At 65.7% G+C, this 19,498-nt stretch carries 19 protein-coding genes; all 19 read left to right on the forward strand.

Going from position 1 to position 19,498, the window contains the following annotated elements; translation table 11 throughout:
- A partial coding sequence (locus GPA_RS06450; RefSeq protein WP_041239192.1) for a nucleotide exchange factor GrpE occupies positions 1–573 on the forward strand: 573 nt, incomplete at its 5' end.
- 71 nt (positions 574–644) lie between these two features.
- Positions 645–1,601, forward strand: a complete 957-nt coding sequence (locus GPA_RS06455) for a DnaJ C-terminal domain-containing protein (RefSeq protein WP_015539356.1) — start codon at positions 645–647, stop codon at positions 1,599–1,601.
- The gene (locus GPA_RS06460) at positions 1,598–1,990 is read left to right on the forward strand and encodes a heat shock protein transcriptional repressor HspR (RefSeq protein WP_015539357.1); all 393 of its coding nucleotides are present in this window, start codon (positions 1,598–1,600) and stop codon (positions 1,988–1,990) included. Before GPA_RS06455 ends, GPA_RS06460 begins: the two co-directional genes overlap by 4 nt.
- A gap of 52 nt (positions 1,991–2,042) precedes the next feature.
- Positions 2,043–4,703: an ATP-dependent chaperone ClpB gene (gene clpB / locus GPA_RS06465; RefSeq protein ID WP_015539358.1), complete on the forward strand. Its 2,661-nt coding sequence runs from the start codon at positions 2,043–2,045 to the stop codon at positions 4,701–4,703.
- Between the two features lie 253 nt (positions 4,704–4,956).
- On the forward strand, positions 4,957–5,364 hold the full coding sequence (locus GPA_RS06470) for a zinc ribbon domain-containing protein (protein ID WP_015539359.1): 408 nt from the start codon (positions 4,957–4,959) through the stop codon (positions 5,362–5,364).
- A 25-nt stretch (positions 5,365–5,389) separates the two neighbouring features.
- Positions 5,390–6,157 carry a protein kinase family protein gene (locus tag GPA_RS06475; RefSeq protein WP_015539360.1) on the forward strand — a complete coding sequence of 256 codons (768 nt, stop codon included), beginning with the start codon at positions 5,390–5,392 and terminating at the stop codon, positions 6,155–6,157.
- 117 nt (positions 6,158–6,274) lie between these two features.
- Positions 6,275–6,412: a hypothetical protein gene (locus GPA_RS18965; protein WP_015539361.1), complete on the forward strand. Its 138-nt coding sequence runs from the start codon at positions 6,275–6,277 to the stop codon at positions 6,410–6,412.
- Positions 6,413–6,462: 50 nt separating this feature from the next.
- The gene (locus tag GPA_RS06480; RefSeq protein WP_015539362.1) at positions 6,463–8,001 is read left to right on the forward strand and encodes a TrkH family potassium uptake protein; all 1,539 of its coding nucleotides are present in this window, start codon (positions 6,463–6,465) and stop codon (positions 7,999–8,001) included.
- Positions 8,001–8,612, forward strand: coding sequence for a hypothetical protein (locus tag GPA_RS06485; RefSeq protein WP_041239193.1), 612 nt, complete (start codon positions 8,001–8,003; stop codon positions 8,610–8,612). The genes GPA_RS06480 and GPA_RS06485 overlap by 1 nt, the downstream gene beginning before the upstream one ends.
- A 16-nt stretch (positions 8,613–8,628) precedes the next feature.
- Positions 8,629–9,633 carry a ribosome small subunit-dependent GTPase A gene (gene rsgA / locus GPA_RS06490; protein WP_041239194.1) on the forward strand — a complete coding sequence of 335 codons (1,005 nt, stop codon included), beginning with the start codon at positions 8,629–8,631 and terminating at the stop codon, positions 9,631–9,633.
- 99 nt (positions 9,634–9,732) lie between these two features.
- Positions 9,733–11,391 carry an ATP-binding protein gene (locus GPA_RS06495; protein WP_015539363.1) on the forward strand — a complete coding sequence of 553 codons (1,659 nt, stop codon included), beginning with the start codon at positions 9,733–9,735 and terminating at the stop codon, positions 11,389–11,391.
- Positions 11,392–11,433: 42 nt separating this feature from the next.
- Complete coding sequence (locus tag GPA_RS06500) at positions 11,434–12,141, forward strand: response regulator transcription factor (RefSeq protein WP_041239195.1); 708 nt, start codon at positions 11,434–11,436, stop codon at positions 12,139–12,141.
- A 342-nt stretch (positions 12,142–12,483) separates the two neighbouring features.
- Positions 12,484–14,964, forward strand: coding sequence for a molybdopterin-dependent oxidoreductase (locus tag GPA_RS06505; RefSeq protein WP_015539365.1), 2,481 nt, complete (start codon positions 12,484–12,486; stop codon positions 14,962–14,964).
- A gap of 15 nt (positions 14,965–14,979) precedes the next feature.
- Positions 14,980–15,600 (forward strand): 4Fe-4S dicluster domain-containing protein, encoded by a 621-nt coding sequence (locus GPA_RS06510; protein ID WP_041239196.1) that lies wholly within the window; start codon positions 14,980–14,982, stop codon positions 15,598–15,600.
- Between the two features lie 100 nt (positions 15,601–15,700).
- Positions 15,701–16,414 (forward strand): molecular chaperone TorD family protein, encoded by a 714-nt coding sequence (locus GPA_RS06515; protein WP_015539367.1) that lies wholly within the window; start codon positions 15,701–15,703, stop codon positions 16,412–16,414.
- A gap of 3 nt (positions 16,415–16,417) precedes the next feature.
- Positions 16,418–17,113, forward strand: a complete 696-nt coding sequence (locus GPA_RS06520; protein ID WP_015539368.1) for a ferric reductase-like transmembrane domain-containing protein — start codon at positions 16,418–16,420, stop codon at positions 17,111–17,113.
- Positions 17,110–17,364, forward strand: coding sequence for a response regulator transcription factor (locus GPA_RS06525; RefSeq protein ID WP_015539369.1), 255 nt, complete (start codon positions 17,110–17,112; stop codon positions 17,362–17,364). The genes GPA_RS06520 and GPA_RS06525 overlap by 4 nt, the downstream gene beginning before the upstream one ends.
- Positions 17,365–17,553: 189 nt before the next feature.
- Positions 17,554–18,129, forward strand: a complete 576-nt coding sequence (locus GPA_RS06530) for a QueT transporter family protein (RefSeq protein ID WP_015539370.1) — start codon at positions 17,554–17,556, stop codon at positions 18,127–18,129.
- Between the two features lie 155 nt (positions 18,130–18,284).
- Positions 18,285–19,498: glycosyltransferase family 2 protein (locus tag GPA_RS06535; RefSeq protein ID WP_083808956.1), on the forward strand; the 1,214-nt coding region annotated here is incomplete at its 3' end.

Raw genomic sequence — 19,498 nt, forward strand, 5'->3', positions numbered from 1 at the left:
AGCGACGCCGACCGCATCGTCGCAGAGGCCGAGGCGGCCCTCGAAGGCGAGCCGGTGGAGGCGAAGCCCACGGACAGCGAGCAGGTGGCTGCCGCGAAGGCCGAGGCCCAGGAGTGGCAGGACAAGTTCCTGCGGCTGCACGCCGAATGGGACACGTACCGCCGCCGCACGGCGGAGCAGCGCGAGGCCGAGAAGGCCCGCGCGACCGAGAAGCTGGTGTCGGGCCTGCTTCCCGTGCTGGACGACTTCGAGCGCACCATCGACTACGCCACGAAGAACGGCGAGCAGGGACTGCTGGACGGCGTGAGCGCCGTGCACACGAAGATGGTCGACGTGCTGAAGAAGGACGGCGTGGAGGTCATCGATCCGCAGGGCGAGGCGTTCGACGCGCTCGAGGCGCAGGCCGTGGCCACGGTGGACGACGCGAACGTGCCCGACGAGACGGTGGCCGAGGTCTACCAGAAAGGTTACAAGATGGGATCGAAAGTCTTGCGACCAGCCATGGTGACCGTGACCAGCGGTGGTCCGAAGCGCGAGAAAGCGCCTGACGAGGGCGATAAAGACAAGAAATAGCAGCAGGCGGAAGCGGGCGGATTCAAGGCCCGCTTCTGCTTGATACGAGGTAGAACGAAAGGTGGTGGAGCATGGCAGCGACTCCCGACTACTATAAAACGCTCGGCGTTGCGCGCAACGCCACGGCTGACGAGATAAAGAAGGCGTTCCGCAAGCTCGCGCGCAAGCACCACCCCGACACGGGCGGCGACGAGGCGAAGTTCAAGGAGCTCAACGAAGCGTACGAGGTGCTGTCCGACGACAAGAAGCGCAAGCTGTACGACCAGTACGGGACCGCGAACGAGAACCAGATCCCGCACGGATGGGGCGGCGGCAACGTGAACGTCGAGGACATCTTCGGCGGCGGCGGAGGCGGCGGGTTCGGCAGTTGGGCCGATATCCTGGAGAGCATCCGTCACGGCGATGGCGCCTTCGGCAGCGATTGGGACTTCGGCGACCTGTCCGGATTCGGCGGCGGCGCGCGCCAGCCGCGACCCCGCAAGGGCCAGGACATGAACGTGACGCTGAACGTGTCGTTCGACGAGGCGTTCAAAGGCGCCGAGAAGCTCGTGACCGTGCGCGTGCCCGGAAGGGCCGACAAGGAAACGCTCACCGTGAAGATACCGGCCGGCGCCGTGGACGGCGGCCGCCTGCGCTTCAAGGGCAAGGGCGGCCCCGGCGAGAACGGCGGCGCGGCGGGCGACCTGCTCATCACGACGAAGATCGACGATCACCCCTACTACACCCGCAAGGGCGCCGATGTGGAGGTGGACGTGCCCGTGACCGTGGCCGAGGCCGCGCTGGGCGCCAGCATCGTCGTGCCCGCTCCCGACGGCACGAAGGTGCGCGTGCGCGTGCCCGCCGGCACGCAGGACGAGACGGTGCTCAACATCAAGGGCAAGGGCGCCCCGCGCGTGAAGGGCGAGGGCACCGGCGACCTGAAGGTGAGGATAGACGTGCAGGTGCCGAAGGCCATGAGCGAGGGCCAGAAGAAGGCCATGGAGGACTTCCTGGCTGCCACGACGGATGACGTGAGGAGCTGGCAATGACCGACCGCACCGACCGCAACCGCCCGCTCTACATGATCAGCGTGGCCGCCCAGCTCGCCGGCGTGCACCCGCAGACGCTGCGCACCTACGAACAGAAGGGCCTCGTCACGCCGCAGCGCACGAGCGGCAACACGCGCATGTACTCGCAGGCCGACATCGAGCGGCTGGAGCTCATCAACGAGCTCACCGGCGAGGGCATCAACCTGGCCGGCGTCATCCGCATCCTGGACTTGCAAGGGCGGTTGGACGAGCGCGACAACGAGCTGGACGACCTGCACAAGCGCGTGCGCCGCTTGGCCGACCGCGTGCACGAGCTGGAAACGCGCGAGAGCGTGAACTCGCTTGTGCGGGCATCCGACATGCCCACGGCGCTGCGCCGCCTTCCCTAACCTTGCATTCTCGGCTTTTGCCATTGGACGAAAGCGAAGGAGGAACGAACCTATGAGCATGGGAAACCTGAACAAACTGGCCCTGACCGCCCAGGAGGCGTTGCAGCAGACCATCACCATCGCCTCCGAGAACGAAGCATCCCAAGCGGAGCCTATCCATATGCTGAAGGCCTTGCTTGAATCGAAGGAGAACAACCTGTCGGCCATCATCAAGCGCATCGGCGCCGAGCCGTTCCAGCTGATGGCCAACGTGGACGACGAGATCCTGCGCATGCCGAAGGTGAGCGCGAGCGGCCCCATGATGATGAGCGGCGTGCCGGGCCCGGCGCTCATGGGCCTCATCGACAGCGCCGTGAAGATCGCCGAGAAGCTGGGAGACAGCTACGCCACGAGCGAGCATCTGCTCATCGCGCTGGCCGAGGAGAAGGGCGCCGCCGGCAAGATACTCAACGCCGCAGGCATCACGCGCAAGACCATCGAGGCGGCCTACGAGGAGCTGCGCGGCGACACCCGCGTGACCGACCAGCAGAACAAGGTGCAGTTCGAGGCGCTGGAGCAGTACGGCCAGAACCTCACCCAGCAGGCCCGCGAGGGCAAGCTCGACCCGGTCATCGGCCGCGCCGAGGAGATCCGCCGCACCATCCAGGTGCTGTCCCGCCGCACGAAGAACAACCCCGTGCTCATCGGCGAGCCCGGCACCGGCAAGACGGCCATCGTGGAGGGCCTGGCCCAGCGCATCGTCGACGGCGACGTGCCCTCGTCGCTCAAGGACCGAGACATCATCGCCCTCGATCTGCCGGCGATGCTGGCCGGCGCTAAATACCGCGGCGAGTTCGAGGACCGCCTGAAGGCCGTGCTGCGCGAGGTGAAGCAGAGCGAGGGGCAGATCATCCTGTTCATCGACGAGCTGCACACCATCGTGGGCGCCGGCTCCACCGGCGACAGCTCCATGGACGCCGGCAACATGCTCAAGCCCGCCCTCGCCCGCGGCGAGCTGCACGCCATCGGCGCCACCACGCTCGACGAGTACCGCAAGTACATCGAGAAGGACGCGGCCCTCGAGCGCCGCTTCCAGCCGGTGCTGGTCACGGAGCCCACGGTGGAGGATACCATCGCCATCCTGCGCGGCCTGAAGGAGAAGTACGAGATCCACCACGGCGTGCGCATCACCGACGCCGCCATCGTGGCCGCGGCCGAGCTCTCGAACCGCTATATCTCCGACCGCTTCCTGCCCGACAAGGCCATCGACCTCATGGACGAGGCCGCCAGCCGCCTGCGCATCGAGATCGACTCCATGCCGGAGGAAGTTGACGCGGCCGACCGCAAGCTCACCCAGATGCAGATCGAGGAGCAGGCGCTCATGAAGGAGACCGACGAGGCCTCCAAGGAGCGTCTGGAGGTGCTGCGCCGCGACATCGCCGCCGCCCAGGAGGACCTCGACAAGCGCAAGGCCGAGTGGCAGAACGAGAAGGACGCCATCGTGAACGTGCAGGAGCTCAAGAGCGAGCTCGAAGGCGCCCAGCTGGAAGAGGAGCGCGCCACGCGCGAGGGCGACCTGGTGAAGGCGTCCGAGATCCGCTACGCCCGCATCCCCGACCTGCAGCGCCGCCTGCACGCCGCCGAAGAGGCGTTGAACGTGAAGCAGCAGGACGGCGCCATCTTGAAGGAGGAGGTGTCCGACGACGAGATCGCCGAGGTCGTGTCCACCTGGACGGGCATCCCCGTGCAGAAGATGATGCAGGGCGAGATGGCGAAGCTCGTGGACCTGGAGGAGAAGCTGCACGAGCGCGTGGTGGGCCAGGACGAGGCCGTGTCCTCGGTGGCCGGCGCCATCCGCCGCAACCGCGCCGGGCTCTCCGACCCCGACCGCCCCATCGGCTCGTTTTTGTTCCTGGGCCCCACGGGCGTGGGCAAGACGGAGCTGGCGAAGGCGCTGGCCGAGTACCTGTTCGACAGCGAGCGCGCCATGGTGCGCATCGACATGTCCGAGTACATGGAGAAGTTTTCCGTCCAGCGCCTCATCGGCGCGCCTCCGGGGTACGTGGGCTACGACGAGGGCGGCCAGCTGACCGAGGCCGTGCGCCGCAAGCCGTACTCCGTGGTGCTGCTGGACGAGATAGAGAAGGCGCACCCGGACGTGTTCAACATCCTGTTGCAGGTGCTCGATGACGGTCGCCTGACCGACGGACAGGGCCGCGTGGTGTCGTTCAAGAACGCCATCATCATCATGACGTCGAACGTGGGAAGCCAGTTCATCCGCGAGTTCGCCGAGCACGGCGACGAGAAGGCCATGAAGCAGGCCATCGACGGCGCCCTGCGCGCGACGTTCCGCCCCGAGTTCATCAACCGCATCGACGACGTGGTGGTGTTCAACGCGCTCAACATGACGAACATCGAGCCCATCGTGGACCTGCAGCTTGAGGAGGTGCGCGACCGCCTGGCCGACCGCCGCATCACCCTCGACGTGACGCCGGCCGCGATGGAGCATCTGTCCATCGACGGCTACGACCCCATCTTCGGCGCGCGCCCGCTGAAGCGCCTCATCCAGAAGGAGATCGTGGACCGCATCGCCCAGAAGGTGGTGGAGGGCCAGTTGCGCGACCGCAGCCACGTGCTCATCGACATCGACGCCGACGGCAACTACCAGTGCACCGTCGAGGCCCCCTTGGAGCTCGACGCCACGGCTCTGGACGACCTGCTGCTGGAGAAGTAGCCGCTGTCAGCCACCGGAGCATCGTGTTCCCGCGGCGCACGCAGCGAACTGAACGGCCCGCCCGCATGCTGCGCGGCGGGTCGTTCTGCGTCTTGCCACGGTTGTGCGGTTTTTCGGGAACGCCGGGCGGCAGCCTTATCCTTTACCTCGATTTGATCTTCGCGCCGCGCGGTTCTGCTACCGTGGTTCCAACGTTTTGCAGCGATTCTCGCCGCGCGCCGGGGCGCGGGGCGACCTTCGAAAGGCGGCATCCATGGGCATGTTCTCGTTCAGCAGCAAGAAGAAGCGCAAGTACGGCCAGGGCGGCAGCGCACAGTACCAGCAGAAGGGCTTCCTGTCCGGACTGGGCTTCGGCTCGTTCAGCAGCTCCGACCGTCGCAAGGCGGCCTACCGCCAACAGGGGTACGGCCAGCAGCCGATGCAGGGGCATCGGCAAGCCTTCCCCAGCGGCGGCATGCCCATGGCCGCCGAGCCCGCAGGCACCGTGCCTTCCCCTGCCGGCATGGCATGCACGCAGTGCGGCACGGCCATTCCGGCCGGCTCCAAGTTCTGCCTCCAGTGCGGCGCGAAGGTGGAGCAGGGCGGCGGCTTCTGTGCTTCGTGCGGTTCGCAACTGCCGCCGGGCGCGAAGTTCTGCCCCTCTTGCGGCACGCCGCGATAGCGCTGCACGCACCGGGAGGCCTCCCATGCCCCGTGCGGCCGAGTTCCTCGTGGCGTTGCCGTACCGGCGCTTCTGCGGGCGCTCGGTGCAGGGCTACCGCCTGGGGAGGCTGGCGGGCATCGGTGGCTCGGGTGCCGTGTTCGACGCCGTCGGTCCCGGCGGCGTCCCGGCGGCGCTGAAGCTTCTGCGTCCCCTCCGTCCTTCCTACGACCTCGCCGCCGTATGGCGCGAGGTGGCGCCTCTTTCACGCGTGGACCATCCGGCCTTGCCGGCGTGGCGCGGCATCGTGCGTGCGGGACGCGCCTACTTCATCGTGCTGGAGCGCATGCCGGGCGACTCGCTTGCTACCTGGCTGTTCGAGCGACGCCATGTGTTCGGGCCCGTTGAGGTCGCGGGCATAGGCTCGCAGCTGGCCGACGCGCTCGTTGCCCTCCACGAGGCCGGCGCGGCTCATGGCGACTTGCGTCCGGCGAATATCCTGTACGACGGCGAGCGCGTCTCGCTCATCGACTTCGGCTTGAGCCGGCAAGAGGAGGACGGTGCGGAGGTGTTCGCTGCCGCCTGCGCCGCGGATATCGCCGGTTTCGCCGATCTTGTGCTGTACCTGCGGTACTCGTCGTTCGACTCGTCGCGTCGGGGAGGTTCCTGGCGCGACGAGTTACCGCTTGCTCCCGCCCAACGGCGCTTCCTCGAGGAGGCGCTCGCCGGTGCGGACATGCTGGGCTCCGCCCTTTCAGCCCGCGAGGCCCGCACTCGTTTTCTGGACGCATTCTCGTCCCGGTGTTTCACGTGAAACACCGGCCTGCGCCTTTTCTGGGGCATGCGACGAACGAGGAGCGCCGCATCAACGTTTCGCGATGTTGGCGCCCGGGACGTATCGCGCGCGGGGCTTTTGTACTAGAATACCGGCATGCGTACTTCGAAGCAGAGCATACGGCAGGCCATCACCACCCCGCTGATCGGGTTCGGCGTCGTGCTGCTGGCGCTCGTGTGCTTCCTGCTGCTGTTGTGGACGCTCATCATCGTGGTGAGGGTTGTGTTGGGATGACGACGGGCAACCGGGCCGTGCCTCGCGCCGGCCTTCGGAGGGGATAGGCCATGTGGCAGCGGTTCTCCCTCTACGACATACGCGTCATCGGGCACTATCTGGGCGTGCTCGTCCTTTTCTCCACCATCGCGCTGCTCGTGCCGCTGGCCACGGCCATCGCGTGCGGCGAGTGGGAGCCGGCCTCGCACTACCTGCTGACCATCGGGATCACGCTCATCCTCGGCTCGGGCCTGCGTTTCCTGCGCATCGAGCCCGGCCGGCTCGGCCGCCAGCAGGCGCTGGCCGTGACCGGTTTCGCGTGGATCGTGCTCGCGTGCGTGGCAAGCATCCCGCTGTATCTCTCAGGTCATTTCGCCAGCTATCTTGACGCGCTGTTCGACGGCGTGTCGGGCATCACCACCACGGGCGCCAGCATCATCCTCGACCTCGACCACCTTTCCTACGCCGACAACATGTGGCGCTTCATGATGCACCTGCTGGGCGGCTTCGGCCTTATCGTGGTGGCGCTGTCGTTCGGCCTGTTCGGCAAGCGCTCGGGCGCGAGTCTGTACTCGTCGGAGGGCCGCAGCGAGCACGTCGTGCCCAACGTGGTGCAGACCACGCAGTTCATCGCCAAGATCGGCATGGGATTCATCATTCTGGCGACGGGCATCCTGTCGCTCGTGTGCCTCTTCATAGGCATGGAGCCGTTGCGTGCGGTCCTGCAGTCGTTCTGGCTGGCCGTCTCGGGCTTCATGACCGGCGGCTTCGCGCCCATGAGCCAGAGCATCATGTACTACCACTCGTTCCCCATCGAGGTGGTGCTCATGCTGCTCATGCTGCTGGGCTCCGTCAACTTCGTGCTGCACTCCGAGATATGGAAGGGCCATGTGGCCGTGTTCTTCCGCGATCTGGAGATACGCACCATGGTGCTGTGGCTTGCCGTGATGACGTGCGTGTTCGCTGCCTCGCTGTCCGCCAGCCTGAACTTCTCCGACCTGCCGGCCATGCTGAGGCGCGGCGGGTTCATGGTCATCTCGGCGTTCTCCACCACGGGCTTCCAGAACATCACCACGAACCAGCTCACCGGCGCGCTGTCATCGGGCGCATTCCTCGTGGTGGCCCTGCTCATGGCCGTGGGCGGCAGCGGCGGGTCCACGTCGGGCGGCGTGAAGTTCAGCCGCGTGGGCATCATCGCGAAGTCCATCGTGGCCACCATCAAGGAGGCGCTTGCGCCCGACTCGGCACGCGTGGTGGTGTCGTACAACCACGTGGGCCGTCGCATGGTGACGCCCGAGGTGGTGAAGGAGGCCATGACGGTATTCACGCTGTACGTGCTCACCTACGTCATCGGCGCGCTCGTGGGCATCGCGCACGGATACGAGGCCACGCAGGCCATCTTCGAGTCGGTGTCCATGGCGTCGAACGGCGGCGTGTCGTCGGGGCTGGCCGCGCCGGGCATGCCGGCCACGCTGGAGGCGTTCTACATCGTGCAGATGTGGGCCGGCCGTCTGGAATTCGTGACGCTGCTCGCGCTGATCGTGGAGATATTCGTGTCGTTCAAGCCGCGCCGCCGCGCGCCCCAGATACGAACAGGCGAGGTGCTGTGATGCGGGCGGGCTGCTTCCCTGTTGGGGCCCTCGGTTGGTTGCGCGGCGCCCTTGCCGCGCTCGTGCTGGCTGCGGCGCTGACGGCGACGCTCGTGCCAAGTCCAGCGTTCGCGGACGATGACGAGAACCTGGTGAACCCCCAGCAGCGCCCCGACAGCTCGTTCATCTACGACACGTCCATCGCGGCGCTGGGCAGCGCCGATGCGTACTACGACAACCAGACCGTGCAGGTGGTGGGCGAGGTTATCGGCGACAGTATCCGCGAGGGCCTGGACAACCGCCACAAGTGGATCACGCTCGCCGCCAACGAGAAGGATTCCACTTCCACGGTGTCCGTATCCATGACCGCCGAGCAGGCGGCGAAGATCGACACGTACGGCAAGTACGGCACCACCGGCACGAAGCTGCAGGTGCGCGGCACGTTCCACCTGGTGTGCACCGAGCACGAGGGGCTCACGGACCTGCACGCCGACATCGTGACCGTGGTGGAGAAGGGCAAGCACCACGAAGACGAGTTCGACGTGAACGCGTTCGTTCCCGGCGCCATTGCCACGGCGCTCGGGCTCGCGCTCATGGGCGTGTTCTACTATCTGCGCGAGCGGCAGCGCTAGAGCGAGGAGGGTACGTTTGCAGAAGGGCCAGGTCGTCAAGCTGGATCGCGGATACCCGCTCGTGCGGACGGACGGGGGGCGGCTTGTGCGCTGCGAGCACGCCACGGCGCTCGTGAAGGGCGAGCAGGTGCGCGCCGTCATCGGCGACTGGGTGGAGGTGGCGGTTCCCGAGGGCCACGACAAGGGCATCATCGAGGCCATCCTGCCCCGCACGCGTGCGTTCGTGCGCAAGGATCCCACGGAGCGGGCGCTGCCCCAGGTGCTGGCTGCGAACTTCGACCGGGTGTTCGTGGCGCAGCCGCTCTCCGACATGAATTTCAAGCGGCTCGAGCGCGAGCTCGTGCTGGCCTACGAGACCGGCGCCGCCGTGACCGTGGTGCTCACGAAGGCCGACCTCGCAGAGAGCGAGGATGCCGTGCGCGCCGTGCGCGACCGCGTGCGCGAGCTGGCAGGGCCCGCTGCGGAGACGGTGGTGGTGTCGGCCGCAGACCCCGCGAGCGTTGAGGCCGTGCGCGTCCTCGTGCCGGCGGGCACGACGGCCGTGTTCATCGGCAAGAGCGGGGTGGGGAAGTCGAGTTTGGTGAACCTGCTGGTGGGTCACGAGATGCAGGAAACGGCCGAGGTGCGCGAGGGCGATGGCAAGGGCCGCCACACCACGGTGAGCCGCGAGATGATCCCCGTGCCGGGCGGCGGTTACGTTGTGGACATGCCCGGCGTGAGGGGCCTGGGCCTCTGGGACGCCGACGCGGGCATCGAGGCCGCGTTCGCCGACGTGGAGCAGCTGGCCGAGCAGTGCCGCTTCCGCGACTGCCGCCACCTGGACGAGCCCGGCTGCGCCGTGCGCGCCGCCGTTGACTCGGGCGAGCTGAGCGAGGCCCGCTTCGCCTCCTACCAGGGCCTGCGCCAGGAGACGGCCCAGGTGAAGGAGCGCCGCGAGGAAGCCCGCCGCCTCCGCGGCGAGAAAGCCTCCACCAGCGGCAAGCGCCGCCCCCCCAAATCCCGCAAGGGAAAGAGAGGCTAGGGTTATCGCCTACTCTTTTGCGTATCTTTTCCTTTCGTGCTAAAGTCTGCGGCGTGCGGGGAGGGGTGGCCGCCAAGGCCGCAGTCCGCCGGGGGAGATATGCAGAAAATCAGCCTGAAGACCATCTACCTGGTCGCGCTTTCCGCGGTGTTCGCCGTGTCGTTCCTCATGTTCGTGCTGTTCGATCTGCAGTCGCAGCAACGGCAGACCGAGGCAGCCATGCTGGAGGAGGCGCGCACATTCGCACGCGAGATGGATGCCGTCTGGCAGTTCATGGACAACTCGCAAACCGTCATCAACACCACGTCGGACGGGGTTTACGAGTTCAAGGGACTCCATTGCTCGCGCGTGGGAAAGAGCGTGGGCGCGCTGTTCTCGAAGGGCAGCGACTACACCATCCGCTACACGAACTTCAACCCACGCAACTCCCAAGACGAGCCTGACGCGTTCGAGGCGCAGGCCCTCGAGGCGTTCAATGCCAATGCTGCGGTTACGGAATACTACGAAGTGGCCGACTTCCAAGGCGTCGAGCGGTTCCGTTACGCGCAGGCGCTCGAGGTGGACAAGAGCTGCCTCGAATGCCACGGCGAGCCGGCGGGCGAGGTCGACATCACCGGCAAGGTGAAGGAGGGCTGGACCCTCGATTCCGTGGGCGGCGCCATCAGCATCGTGATTCCCCTCGACCAGCAACAACAGGCCGTGCGCGACAACGTGGTGCGCGACGTGGTGTACTTCCTGTTCATCACGCTGCTCATTGGTGCCGTGGTGTACGCCGTGACCACGTTCTTCGTGTTCCGGCCGCTCAACCGCATGAAGCTGGCCTTCACCGAGATGGGGGAGGGCAAGCTGGCCGTTTCGTTGGATGACGCGCATGCCGCGCGCGAGGTCAGCCGGCTCATCGAGCGGTTCAATAGCATGGCCGCCGAACTGCATGCGACGTACGACCATCTGGAGGATCAGGTGGAGAGCCGCACCGACGAGCTGCGAAGGGCCAACGTCGCCCTCGAGCAGCAGCGCGATGCCCTGGAGCGCCTGAACGAGAAGCTGGCTGAAGAGACGCAGTTCAAATCCGACCTGCTGTCCATGGTGAACCACGAGCTGCGCACTCCGCTCACATCCATCATCACGTTCGCGCAGATATCCCGCGAGGCGTGCCCTCCCGACCGCGAGAGCGAACGCCATTCGTGGGAGGAGATCGAGAAGAACAGCCAGATCCTGCTGACCATGATAAACGACATGCTGGACATCGCTCGTTCCGATGCGGGGAGCGTGCATGTGGCATGCGAGCCCATGGACCTGGGAGACATCGTGTCATCGGTGCGGGGAACCATGACCCCGCTTGCCCGGAAATACTGCGTTGCCTTCCGCACGCGCGTGGCATCCGATGTGCCGCTTGTGAACGGCGACTTCGAGAAGACGCAGCGCATGTTGGAGAACCTGGCAAGCAATGCCATCAAGTTCACGCCCGACGGTGGCACGGTCGAGCTGCGCGTTGACTTGGACGCGGGCAACGGCAGCGTGCGCCTGTGCATGGCCGACGACGGCATCGGCATAGCTCCCGAGGACCATGAGCGCATCTTCGAGCGCTTTTTCCAGGTGGACAGCACGTCCACGCGCAAGTACAACGGCAGCGGCCTGGGGTTGGCTCTCGTGCGGGAGTATGCCGCCGTGCAGGGCTTCGCCGTGTCGGTGGAAAGCGCGCTGGGCCGGGGAAGCACGTTCACCATCACCATACCGCCCGACGCGATCGTCGGCTGAATGCGGCGCGCGTTCCGGCGCGCGTCCGAGAAAGGACCTCCCATGTACAAAGTGATGCTCATAGACGACGAGGACAACCTGCATGCGGCCATCGAGAAGCTGCTCGTGCAGAACGGCTACGCCTTCTGCGGCGCAGAGGATGCGGAGAGGGGGTTGGCGCTGCTGGCCGGCGAGAAGCCCGACCTGCTGCTGCTCGACGTCATGCTGCCGGGCATGAACGGCTTCGACCTGTGTCGTCGGATACGCGAGGAGGGACGGCGCATCCCCATCATCTTCCTCTCGGCGAAGTGCGATATCGTGGACAAGAGCATCGGCTTCAAGGCCGGCGGCGACGATTACGTTACCAAGCCCTTCAATGCCACCGAGCTGCTGCTGCGCATAGAGGCGAACATCCGCCGCCATAAGGACACCATCGAGTTCGCGCGCTGCTGCAACCGTGAGGGCGCCGCGCGCATAGGCGAGCTGGAGGTGCGTTTCGACGAGTACCAAGTGCTGCTGCGAGGCCGCCCCGTGGCGCTGACCACGAAGGAGTTCGAGATCGTGGCGTTTCTTGCGGCGAACCCCGGCAAGGTGTTCACGCGCAGCCAGATTCAGGAGTATATCTGGGGCGAGGGCGAGTCCGATGTGAAGACGAACAGCATCACCGTGTTCGTGCGCAAGATCCGCGAGAAGATCGAGGAGAATCCCTCCGAGCCGAAATACCTGCTCACGGTTCAACGCGTCGGCTACAAGATGACGGACGCGCTGTAGGGGAGCTCGGGGGAATGGTGGCGCCGGGTGTTTCACGTGAAACACGCACCTGTTCGACGATATGCGCACCGACGGGCATCAGCGGAGGGGTTAATGCCCGGTTAATATTTTATTAAGCAAATCCTTATCGCCGGTTTATCGTCATTAGCTGTACGGTTTTGTAGAGTGAAGGCAACGGGAAGCCAGGGGAAAGCAGATGGCTTCTCAACCTCGCCGCGCGGAGCCGGTACACCCTCCCTCCCCGCGCCTCCGCAGGCGAGGCCCATCGAGCCGCCGGGCGAAGCGCGTGCAGCATGCCGTTGCGCGCAGCGGCTTCGACAACAAGGAAGAGAGGAGCATCGCATGGCCGAGACGGCACAAGCGCGCGGTTTCTCGCGCAGGAGCTTCATCAAGGGGGCCGCCGCCCTCACCGCAGCTGGAGCGCTGGCGGGCTGCACACCGAAAACCAACGATAAGGACAAGGTGGACCCGGAGGCACCCGTATCGTCCGACGAGTTGTTCTCCGGCACCTGTCGAGGCAACTGCGGCGGCGGGTGCTTTCTGAACGTGCACGTGCGCGACGGCCAGGTGGTGCGCACTTCGGCGCGCGACATGCCCGACCCCCAGTACAACCGCATCTGCACGAAGGGCCTCACCCATGTGGGGCGCATGTACGGGGCGAACCGCGTGCTGTATCCCATGAAGCGCGTAGGGGCGCGCGGCTCGGGCGATTTCGAGCGCATCAGCTGGGATGAGGCGCTGGATACCATCGCCGAGAAATGGAAGGGCTACACCGAGCAGTACGGCCCTACCGCCATCATGTTCTTCCTGGGATCCGGCAACTACGCCGCGCTCAGCGGCTCTTGCAACAGCGTGGGAGCCTATCAGCGGTTCGTCAACGTCATGGGCTGCTCGTACTGCAGCCTCGACGTGGATGCGGCCGTGGGCTTCGGCAGCTCGCGCGCAACGGGCGGCATCGACCTCGCGAACGAGCTCACGGACCGCAAGAACGCCAAGACGCAGATCATTTGGGGAAACAACCCCACCATCTCGCTCATGCACACCATGCACTTCTTCTTGGAGGCCAAGGAGAACGGCACGCGCCTCGTGGTCATCGACCCGGTGTACAATGCCAGCGCCTCGAAGGCCGACTGGTGGGTTCCCATCAAGGCCGGCACCGACGGCGCCCTGGCTCTCGGCGTGCTGAACGTGCTGCTGGAGAACGGCTGGATCGACGACGAGACGCTGCGCGCCAAGACGAACTGCGGACTCCTCATCAAGGAGGACGGCACGTTCCTGCGCATGAGCGAGCTGGGCGTGGAGCCCACCGAGGGCGACCCCGACCCGCTGACGGGCAAACCTGCCGTGGTCGATCCGCCGGCCGTATGGGACGAGGCGGCAGGCAAGGCCGTCGCTTTCAGCGAGACGGCCGCCCCTGCGCTCACGGGCGTGCCCGACATCAACGGCGTGAAGGTGCAGACGGTATACGAGAACGCAAAGGGCTACATCGCGCAGTACCCGCCGGCCGTCGCTGCTGCCGTGTGCGGTCTCACGGAGGACCACGTGCGCGAGCTTGCGCGCATCTACCACGAGGACGGTCCCGTCACCACCGAGATCATGATGGGCATGAACCACTATCGAAACGGCCATTACAGCGCATGGCCGGTCTACCTCGTGTCGCTGCTCACCGGCAATGCGGGCAAGCCCGGTGCGGCCATCGGCCAGTCCGAGGAGTACTTGCCGCAGATGCTGTACTCGAACAGCGCGGCGGCGTGCAGCCCGAAGGATTCCTCGGGCAAGCCGTGCCGTGGCCAGGCCAACCTCATCCACACGGTGCAGATCGCCGATGTGCTGGAAACGGGCAAGCTCCTAGGCGAGGACCTGACCATCAAGAGCGCTTACATCCATTGTTCGAACCCGGTCGTCACCATGTGCGACCACGACTACACCACCGGTTGGTTCGACAAGCTGGAGTTCGTGGTGGTGGCGGACCTGTGCATGACCGAGACGTGCAAGCATGCCGACATCGTCTTGCCGTCAGCCCATTGGTTCGAGCAGGTGGATCTCGGGTTCCTGTTCTCAACGCATCCCTACCTGCTCTGGCAGGACAAGTGCGTGGAGCCGCTTGGCGAGTCAAAGCCTGACTTCCAGATATTCGGGCTGCTGTGCGAGAAGATGGGCCTGGGGGAGTTCTGGAACATCACCGAGGAGGAGTACCTAGAAACATTGCTCGACTCCGAATACTGGAAGAGCGTGGGCTGCACAGTGGAGAAGCTGAAGAGTGAAAAAGCTGCGCGCATCTACCCCGAAGGCGACAAGATCGCCTCGGCCGAGGTGTTCGGCACCGAGACCGGGCGCATCAGCCTGTACCAGGATACTGTGAAGCGCGCCTACGTTTCGAGCAAGGAGGTGGACGAGTCCATCGAGCGAGGCCTGCACTGGGAGACGCCGACGTTCGCCGGCGAGGACCGCGCCTACCGCGAAACCTACCCGTTCCACCTTCTGTCGGAGCATATGCGCACCCACACCCACACGCAATGGTGGGACTGCGAGTACGTGAAGGAGTACGAGCCCGAGCCGATCGTGCGTCTGAACCCCGACGATGCCGCCGAGCTGGGCATCGTGGAAGGTGATGTGGTGAAGCTGTCCAACGACCAGGGCTTCGTGGTCATGAAGGCTGCCATCAACGCCGGCTTGCCGCGCAGGATGGTAAGCTCTGCGCGCAGCTGGCAGATAGGCGACTTCATCGACGGCCACTATGCGAGCCTTCCGTCGCGCGAGTACAACCAAGTGTGCGCCAACCAGGCGTTCAACGACGTCGCCGTGGCGATAGAGAAGATGTAGGGAGGGGGACGAACGATGACGCGTTACGGAATGGCTATCGACATGACCCGCTGCTACGGCTGCCAAACGTGTGCTGCGGCCTGCAAGGTGGCGAACAACCTGCCGAAGGACCTCGTGTACAACCGCGTGCTCACCATAGGCGGCACGAGCAACGACTGCGCAGCGGGGTCGTACCCCGATTGCACGCTGGACTTCCTGCCCATGCAGTGCCAGCACTGCGACAACCCCTCTTGCCTGAACGTGTGCCCGACGGGCGCCACGCAGAAGCGTGAGGACGGCATTGTCTGGGTCGACAACGAGCTGTGCATTGGTTGCGAGTCTTGCATCAAGGCATGCCCCTACGAGGGTGTGCGCACGCTGATCGCCAACGAGCCGGAATACTACCTCGATGTCGTGGTAGGCGAGTTCGACGCGCCTACCCACAAGGCGGGCACGGTGGAGAAATGCACGTTCTGCCACAACCTCATCGATCGCGGCGAGGTGCCGGCCTGCATGCAGCTATGTCCCGCCCGCGCGCGGTACTGGGGCGACCTTGACGATCCCGAGTCCGACGTGTCGAAGTACCTGGCCACCCGGGAGGCCGTCGTTCTGCAGGAAGAGGACGGCACGGGACCGAAGGTCAGCTACATCCGCTAGCCGATCCTGCGGCGCCCTTTCCTGAACGGCAGGGGCGCCGCGGCAGAAAGCCCGCTGCGTGCCGGCGGACCGACGCCCGAGCCAAGCAGAAAGGAAGACCATGGACGAGGACGATGTGCGTCGCGCGATAGGCTTGGCGGATTCGTGCGAGCTGATGGCGGCCGCCTTCGCATTTCCCGACGCGGAGCTTGCAGCGGCTTTGGCGGATGGATCGCTCCAAAGCGACGCGCTCGCCTGCCTCGCGGATGCCGGCGCAGCCACGGCCACCGTGGATAAGGCGGCAGCGGCCCTTTCGGCGTTCGATGGCGCGGACGTTGTCGGGCTGGCCGATAGGATGCGCAAGGGCCACACCATTTTGTACTTGACCCCAGGAGTCGACGTGCCGATCTGGCCGTACGAGGCGTCATTCCGCTATACCGCCGAGGGCCATGAGGGCTCGCCCGCGCTGTTCCGCTCGGCCCGGACCCTCGACGTGGAGCGCCACATGCGCGAGGCGGGCGTGCTGCCCAAGACCGCGCGCAAGGAGCCCAGCGACAGCGTATGGAACGAGTTCTCGTTTCTGTCGTTTCTCTACGGCAGCCTTGCCGCCGCAGAACAGGAAGGTCGCCGCGACGACGCTGCGGTATGGAGCGGACGTGCCGTCCGTTTCTGGGATGAGCACCTCGGATGCTGGATTCCTGCCTTTATGGGGAGGACGCGGGAGGAGGCGTTCCTCCAGACCTATGGCGTGGAGTACGCCGCGCTGGCATTGATGGGAGAGCTGTTCCTCTCCGTGCTCGATGCCGATATCGACCAAAGAAAGAAACGGTGTTAGCGTATGGAATTCTTGATGGTCTTGGTCGTGACGGCGCTCTTTTGCGTTGCCTTGCGCAACGTCGTCAGACGGGTGCCGCTGTTGTTCTACGCGTTGGCGGTCTTGGTCGTGGCGGTGTTCGTGTTCGGCGCGTACGTTCCTCTGCCCCGGCCGCTGTGGTCGCTGCTTCTGGTGCTGGTGCAGAAGTGCCTGCTGCCCTTGGCGCTGTTCGCGGTGGTCATGTTTATCGGCGTGCTGCCCGGCGAATCGAGGGCGAAGGCATGGTTGCGCCCGGTGCGGGCCGAGCTCTCCATCGTAGCCTGGATACTGTCGCTCGGGCACATGGCCCTGTACTTGGCCTCCTACGCGCCCCGCCTGCTGGGGGGCAGGGTGGACGGCAACGTGCTGGCCGCGCTCATGCTGGCCCTCGTGCTGTTCGCACTGCTGCTGGTGCTGGGAGTTACGTCGTTCAATGCGGTGAAGAGGCGCATGAGGGCCGACACGTGGAAACGCGTTCAACTGCTGGCTTACCCGTTCTTCGGCCTCGTGTACGTGCATCTGCTGCTCATGCTGCTTCCCTCCGCCCTGCAGGGCGGCGCGGCAGCCCAGGCGAGCGTCGCCGCGTACACTGCCGTGTTCGGGACGTATGCCGTGCTGCGGGTGACGCGGGCGCTGCTCGATCGGAGGATGGTCGCTTCGGTGGAGGAGGTGCGCGCATGACGCCCGCGCCCGACGCGGTCGATGCGCGATGCTGCGCGCTCGCGGAGACGTGCGGCCTTACGCCGCGGGAGTGCGACGTGCTCAGGTTGCTGGCGCGCGGGCGCAGCCGCCTGCGTATCGGCATTGAGCTCGGCATAGCCGACGACACGGTGAAAACGCACGTCAAGCATCTTTACCGCAAAGCCGGCGTCGCTTCGAAACAGCATCTTCTCGATCGCTTGGAGACCATGCCCGACTCGCTTTCGGCTTAAGCTCTCATTCGAGGTGCTCCTCGCCTTCACCTGCGCGGAACGCTTCTGCTATACTTCGCTGCGGCGGTTCGGCTGTGCGTTGCGCATGGCGGGGGCGCTCCGCGTTTGTATCGTTGGGCCCTGCACTCGCGGTTTACTCGTTGCCCAAAGCCCGCGGCCGATAGGTCGTGTGGAGACAAGGAGAAACCCATGAACAAGGGAAGATCGTCGTACGTCGCCCAGGCGGGCATGATCGCGGCCGTGTATGCCGCCGCCACGCTCGTCGCGTTGCTCCTGCTGCAGGGGCTGGCATGGGGGCCGGTCCAGTTCCGCATATCGGAGGCGGTATGCGTGCTGGCCGTGCTCACGCCGGCGGCCGTGCCGGGGCTCACGGTGGGCTGCATCGTGGCGAATCTCATTGCGCTGGCCGTGAACGGCACGGGGGCGCTCGGCTTGCTGGACGTGGTGTTCGGCAGCCTGGCCACGTTCTTGGGCGCGCTGTGGTGCTGGAAGATGCGCGAGCGCCCGAAGCTCGCGTTGCTCGGGCCGGTGATCGCGAACGCGGTGGTCGTGCCCGCGTACCTGCCGCTCCTGTTGCAGGGCCTGGGCTTCTACACCATTCCGTTCACGAGCATCGCGTTGGACGGTGCCTACGTGCCCATGTACCTGTTCGGCCTGGTGGCTACCGGCATCGGCGAGGCGCTGGTCATGTACGTGCTGGGCTTGCCGCTGCTTTCGGCGCTCAAGCGCTTCCATGTGGTGAAGCAGCCGGCGAAGGCGTCGTAGGAACGCCTCCTCCCTGATCCCTGCCCCCGACCTTCCTTCGCAAATTCGGTGTAATCAAGAGGGTGCAGGGCCAAAGCACGGGTCACGCGGTACAATAGATCAGTTTTGAGGGCGGTCGAAGAGGACCGTCGGCTCGCCGATTTCAAAGGAAGCGCATGAACCCGGTTATCGTCATACCGACCTTCGTCTCTGCCCGCCGCCGCAAGGAAGGTGGCGGCGTGCTGACCACCTACGACCACGCCACGCCTATCTCGGCCCCGGGCGAGCTGCCGCGCCTGCTGCACTCGCTGCAGAAGGTGCGCGGCATCGGGCAGATCGTGGTGCTGGTGGTGAGCGAGCCGTCCATCGAGAACCAGGCGGCCGAGAAGGTGCAGACTCAGGTGTCGCAGTACCCCTCGCTCAACGTGGCCGTGGTGGGTGCGCCCGAGCTCGCGCTCATCCAGCAGCGCATGGAGCAGCTGGGGCTGGGCAAGCTGCAGAAGGAGATCGGCCTGTCCGGCTACGGCGCCATCCGCAACCTGGGGCTCGTAGTGGCGAACACGCTCGGCTTCGATTCCGTGGTGTTCCTGGACGACGACGAGGTGGTGGACGACGCCGACTTCCTGCAGAAGGCCATGTACGGCCTGGGCAAGCTCACGAAGAAGGGCATCCCCATCCTGGCCAAGACGGGCTTCTACTTCAACTCCGAGGGCACGTATTTCTCGAAGAGCCAGGACAAGTGGTACAACCACTTCTGGCAGCAGGGCAAGGCGTTCAACAAGATGATGGCGAAGGCCATGCGCGGCCCGCGCCTGTCGCGTTCGAACCACGTGTGCGGCGGCTGCCTGGCGCTGCACAAGGAGGCGTTCAAGCGCCTGTCGTTCGACCCGTGGATCGCCCGCGGCGAGGACTTGGACTACATGCTGGACCTGCGTATGTACGGATCGGACATCTGGCTGGACAACCAGTGGAGCCTGCGCCACCTGCCGCCCGAGACCGAGAGCGAGGGCACGCGCTTCCGCCAGGACATCTTCCGCTGGCTCTACGAGTTCCGCAAGATGGAGTACAGCCGCACCCAGATCGACCTCTTGCAGGTGAAGCCCTCCTCGCTCGAGCCCTACCCGGGGCCGTTCCTCGAGCCGGGCATCACCCGGCGCATCCGCCTGACGGCGTTTCTGCGCAGCCTGGCGCGCCCCGACAAGAAGGCCTATCGCCGCGCCGCGAAGGCCGCGACGGGCGAGGCCACCACGTACGCTCAGCGCAACTGCTCGAAGTACTTCGAGTTCCAGTTCGTGTGGCCGGAGCTCATGGCGCGCATGGAGAACGACCAGATCCTGCGCACGGCGCTCATCCAATCGGCCGCGCAGCGCCAGCTGGGCGTGGACTCCCC

This window comes from Gordonibacter pamelaeae 7-10-1-b, from assembly GCF_000210055.1.
Lineage (GTDB): Bacteria > Actinomycetota > Coriobacteriia > Coriobacteriales > Eggerthellaceae > Gordonibacter > Gordonibacter pamelaeae.

Coding starts and splice junctions, on each gene's coding strand:
- GPA_RS06520 (WP_015539368.1), top strand. CDS start 16,418: ATGGAATTCTTGATGGTCTTGGTCGTGACGGCGCTCTTTTGCGTTGCC.
- GPA_RS06525 (WP_015539369.1), top strand. CDS start 17,110: ATGACGCCCGCGCCCGACGCGGTCGATGCGCGATGCTGCGCGCTCGCG.
- GPA_RS06495 (WP_015539363.1), top strand. CDS start 9,733: ATGCAGAAAATCAGCCTGAAGACCATCTACCTGGTCGCGCTTTCCGCG.
- GPA_RS06480 (WP_015539362.1), top strand. CDS start 6,463: ATGTGGCAGCGGTTCTCCCTCTACGACATACGCGTCATCGGGCACTAT.
- GPA_RS06505 (WP_015539365.1), top strand. CDS start 12,484: ATGGCCGAGACGGCACAAGCGCGCGGTTTCTCGCGCAGGAGCTTCATC.
- GPA_RS06515 (WP_015539367.1), top strand. CDS start 15,701: ATGGACGAGGACGATGTGCGTCGCGCGATAGGCTTGGCGGATTCGTGC.
- GPA_RS06455 (WP_015539356.1), top strand. CDS start 645: ATGGCAGCGACTCCCGACTACTATAAAACGCTCGGCGTTGCGCGCAAC.
- GPA_RS18965 (WP_015539361.1), top strand. CDS start 6,275: ATGCGTACTTCGAAGCAGAGCATACGGCAGGCCATCACCACCCCGCTG.
- GPA_RS06470 (WP_015539359.1), top strand. CDS start 4,957: ATGGGCATGTTCTCGTTCAGCAGCAAGAAGAAGCGCAAGTACGGCCAG.
- GPA_RS06475 (WP_015539360.1), top strand. CDS start 5,390: ATGCCCCGTGCGGCCGAGTTCCTCGTGGCGTTGCCGTACCGGCGCTTC.
- GPA_RS06510 (WP_041239196.1), top strand. CDS start 14,980: ATGACGCGTTACGGAATGGCTATCGACATGACCCGCTGCTACGGCTGC.
- GPA_RS06460 (WP_015539357.1), top strand. CDS start 1,598: ATGACCGACCGCACCGACCGCAACCGCCCGCTCTACATGATCAGCGTG.
- GPA_RS06530 (WP_015539370.1), top strand. CDS start 17,554: ATGAACAAGGGAAGATCGTCGTACGTCGCCCAGGCGGGCATGATCGCG.
- clpB (WP_015539358.1), top strand. CDS start 2,043: ATGAGCATGGGAAACCTGAACAAACTGGCCCTGACCGCCCAGGAGGCG.
- GPA_RS06485 (WP_041239193.1), top strand. CDS start 8,001: ATGCGGGCGGGCTGCTTCCCTGTTGGGGCCCTCGGTTGGTTGCGCGGC.
- GPA_RS06500 (WP_041239195.1), top strand. CDS start 11,434: ATGTACAAAGTGATGCTCATAGACGACGAGGACAACCTGCATGCGGCC.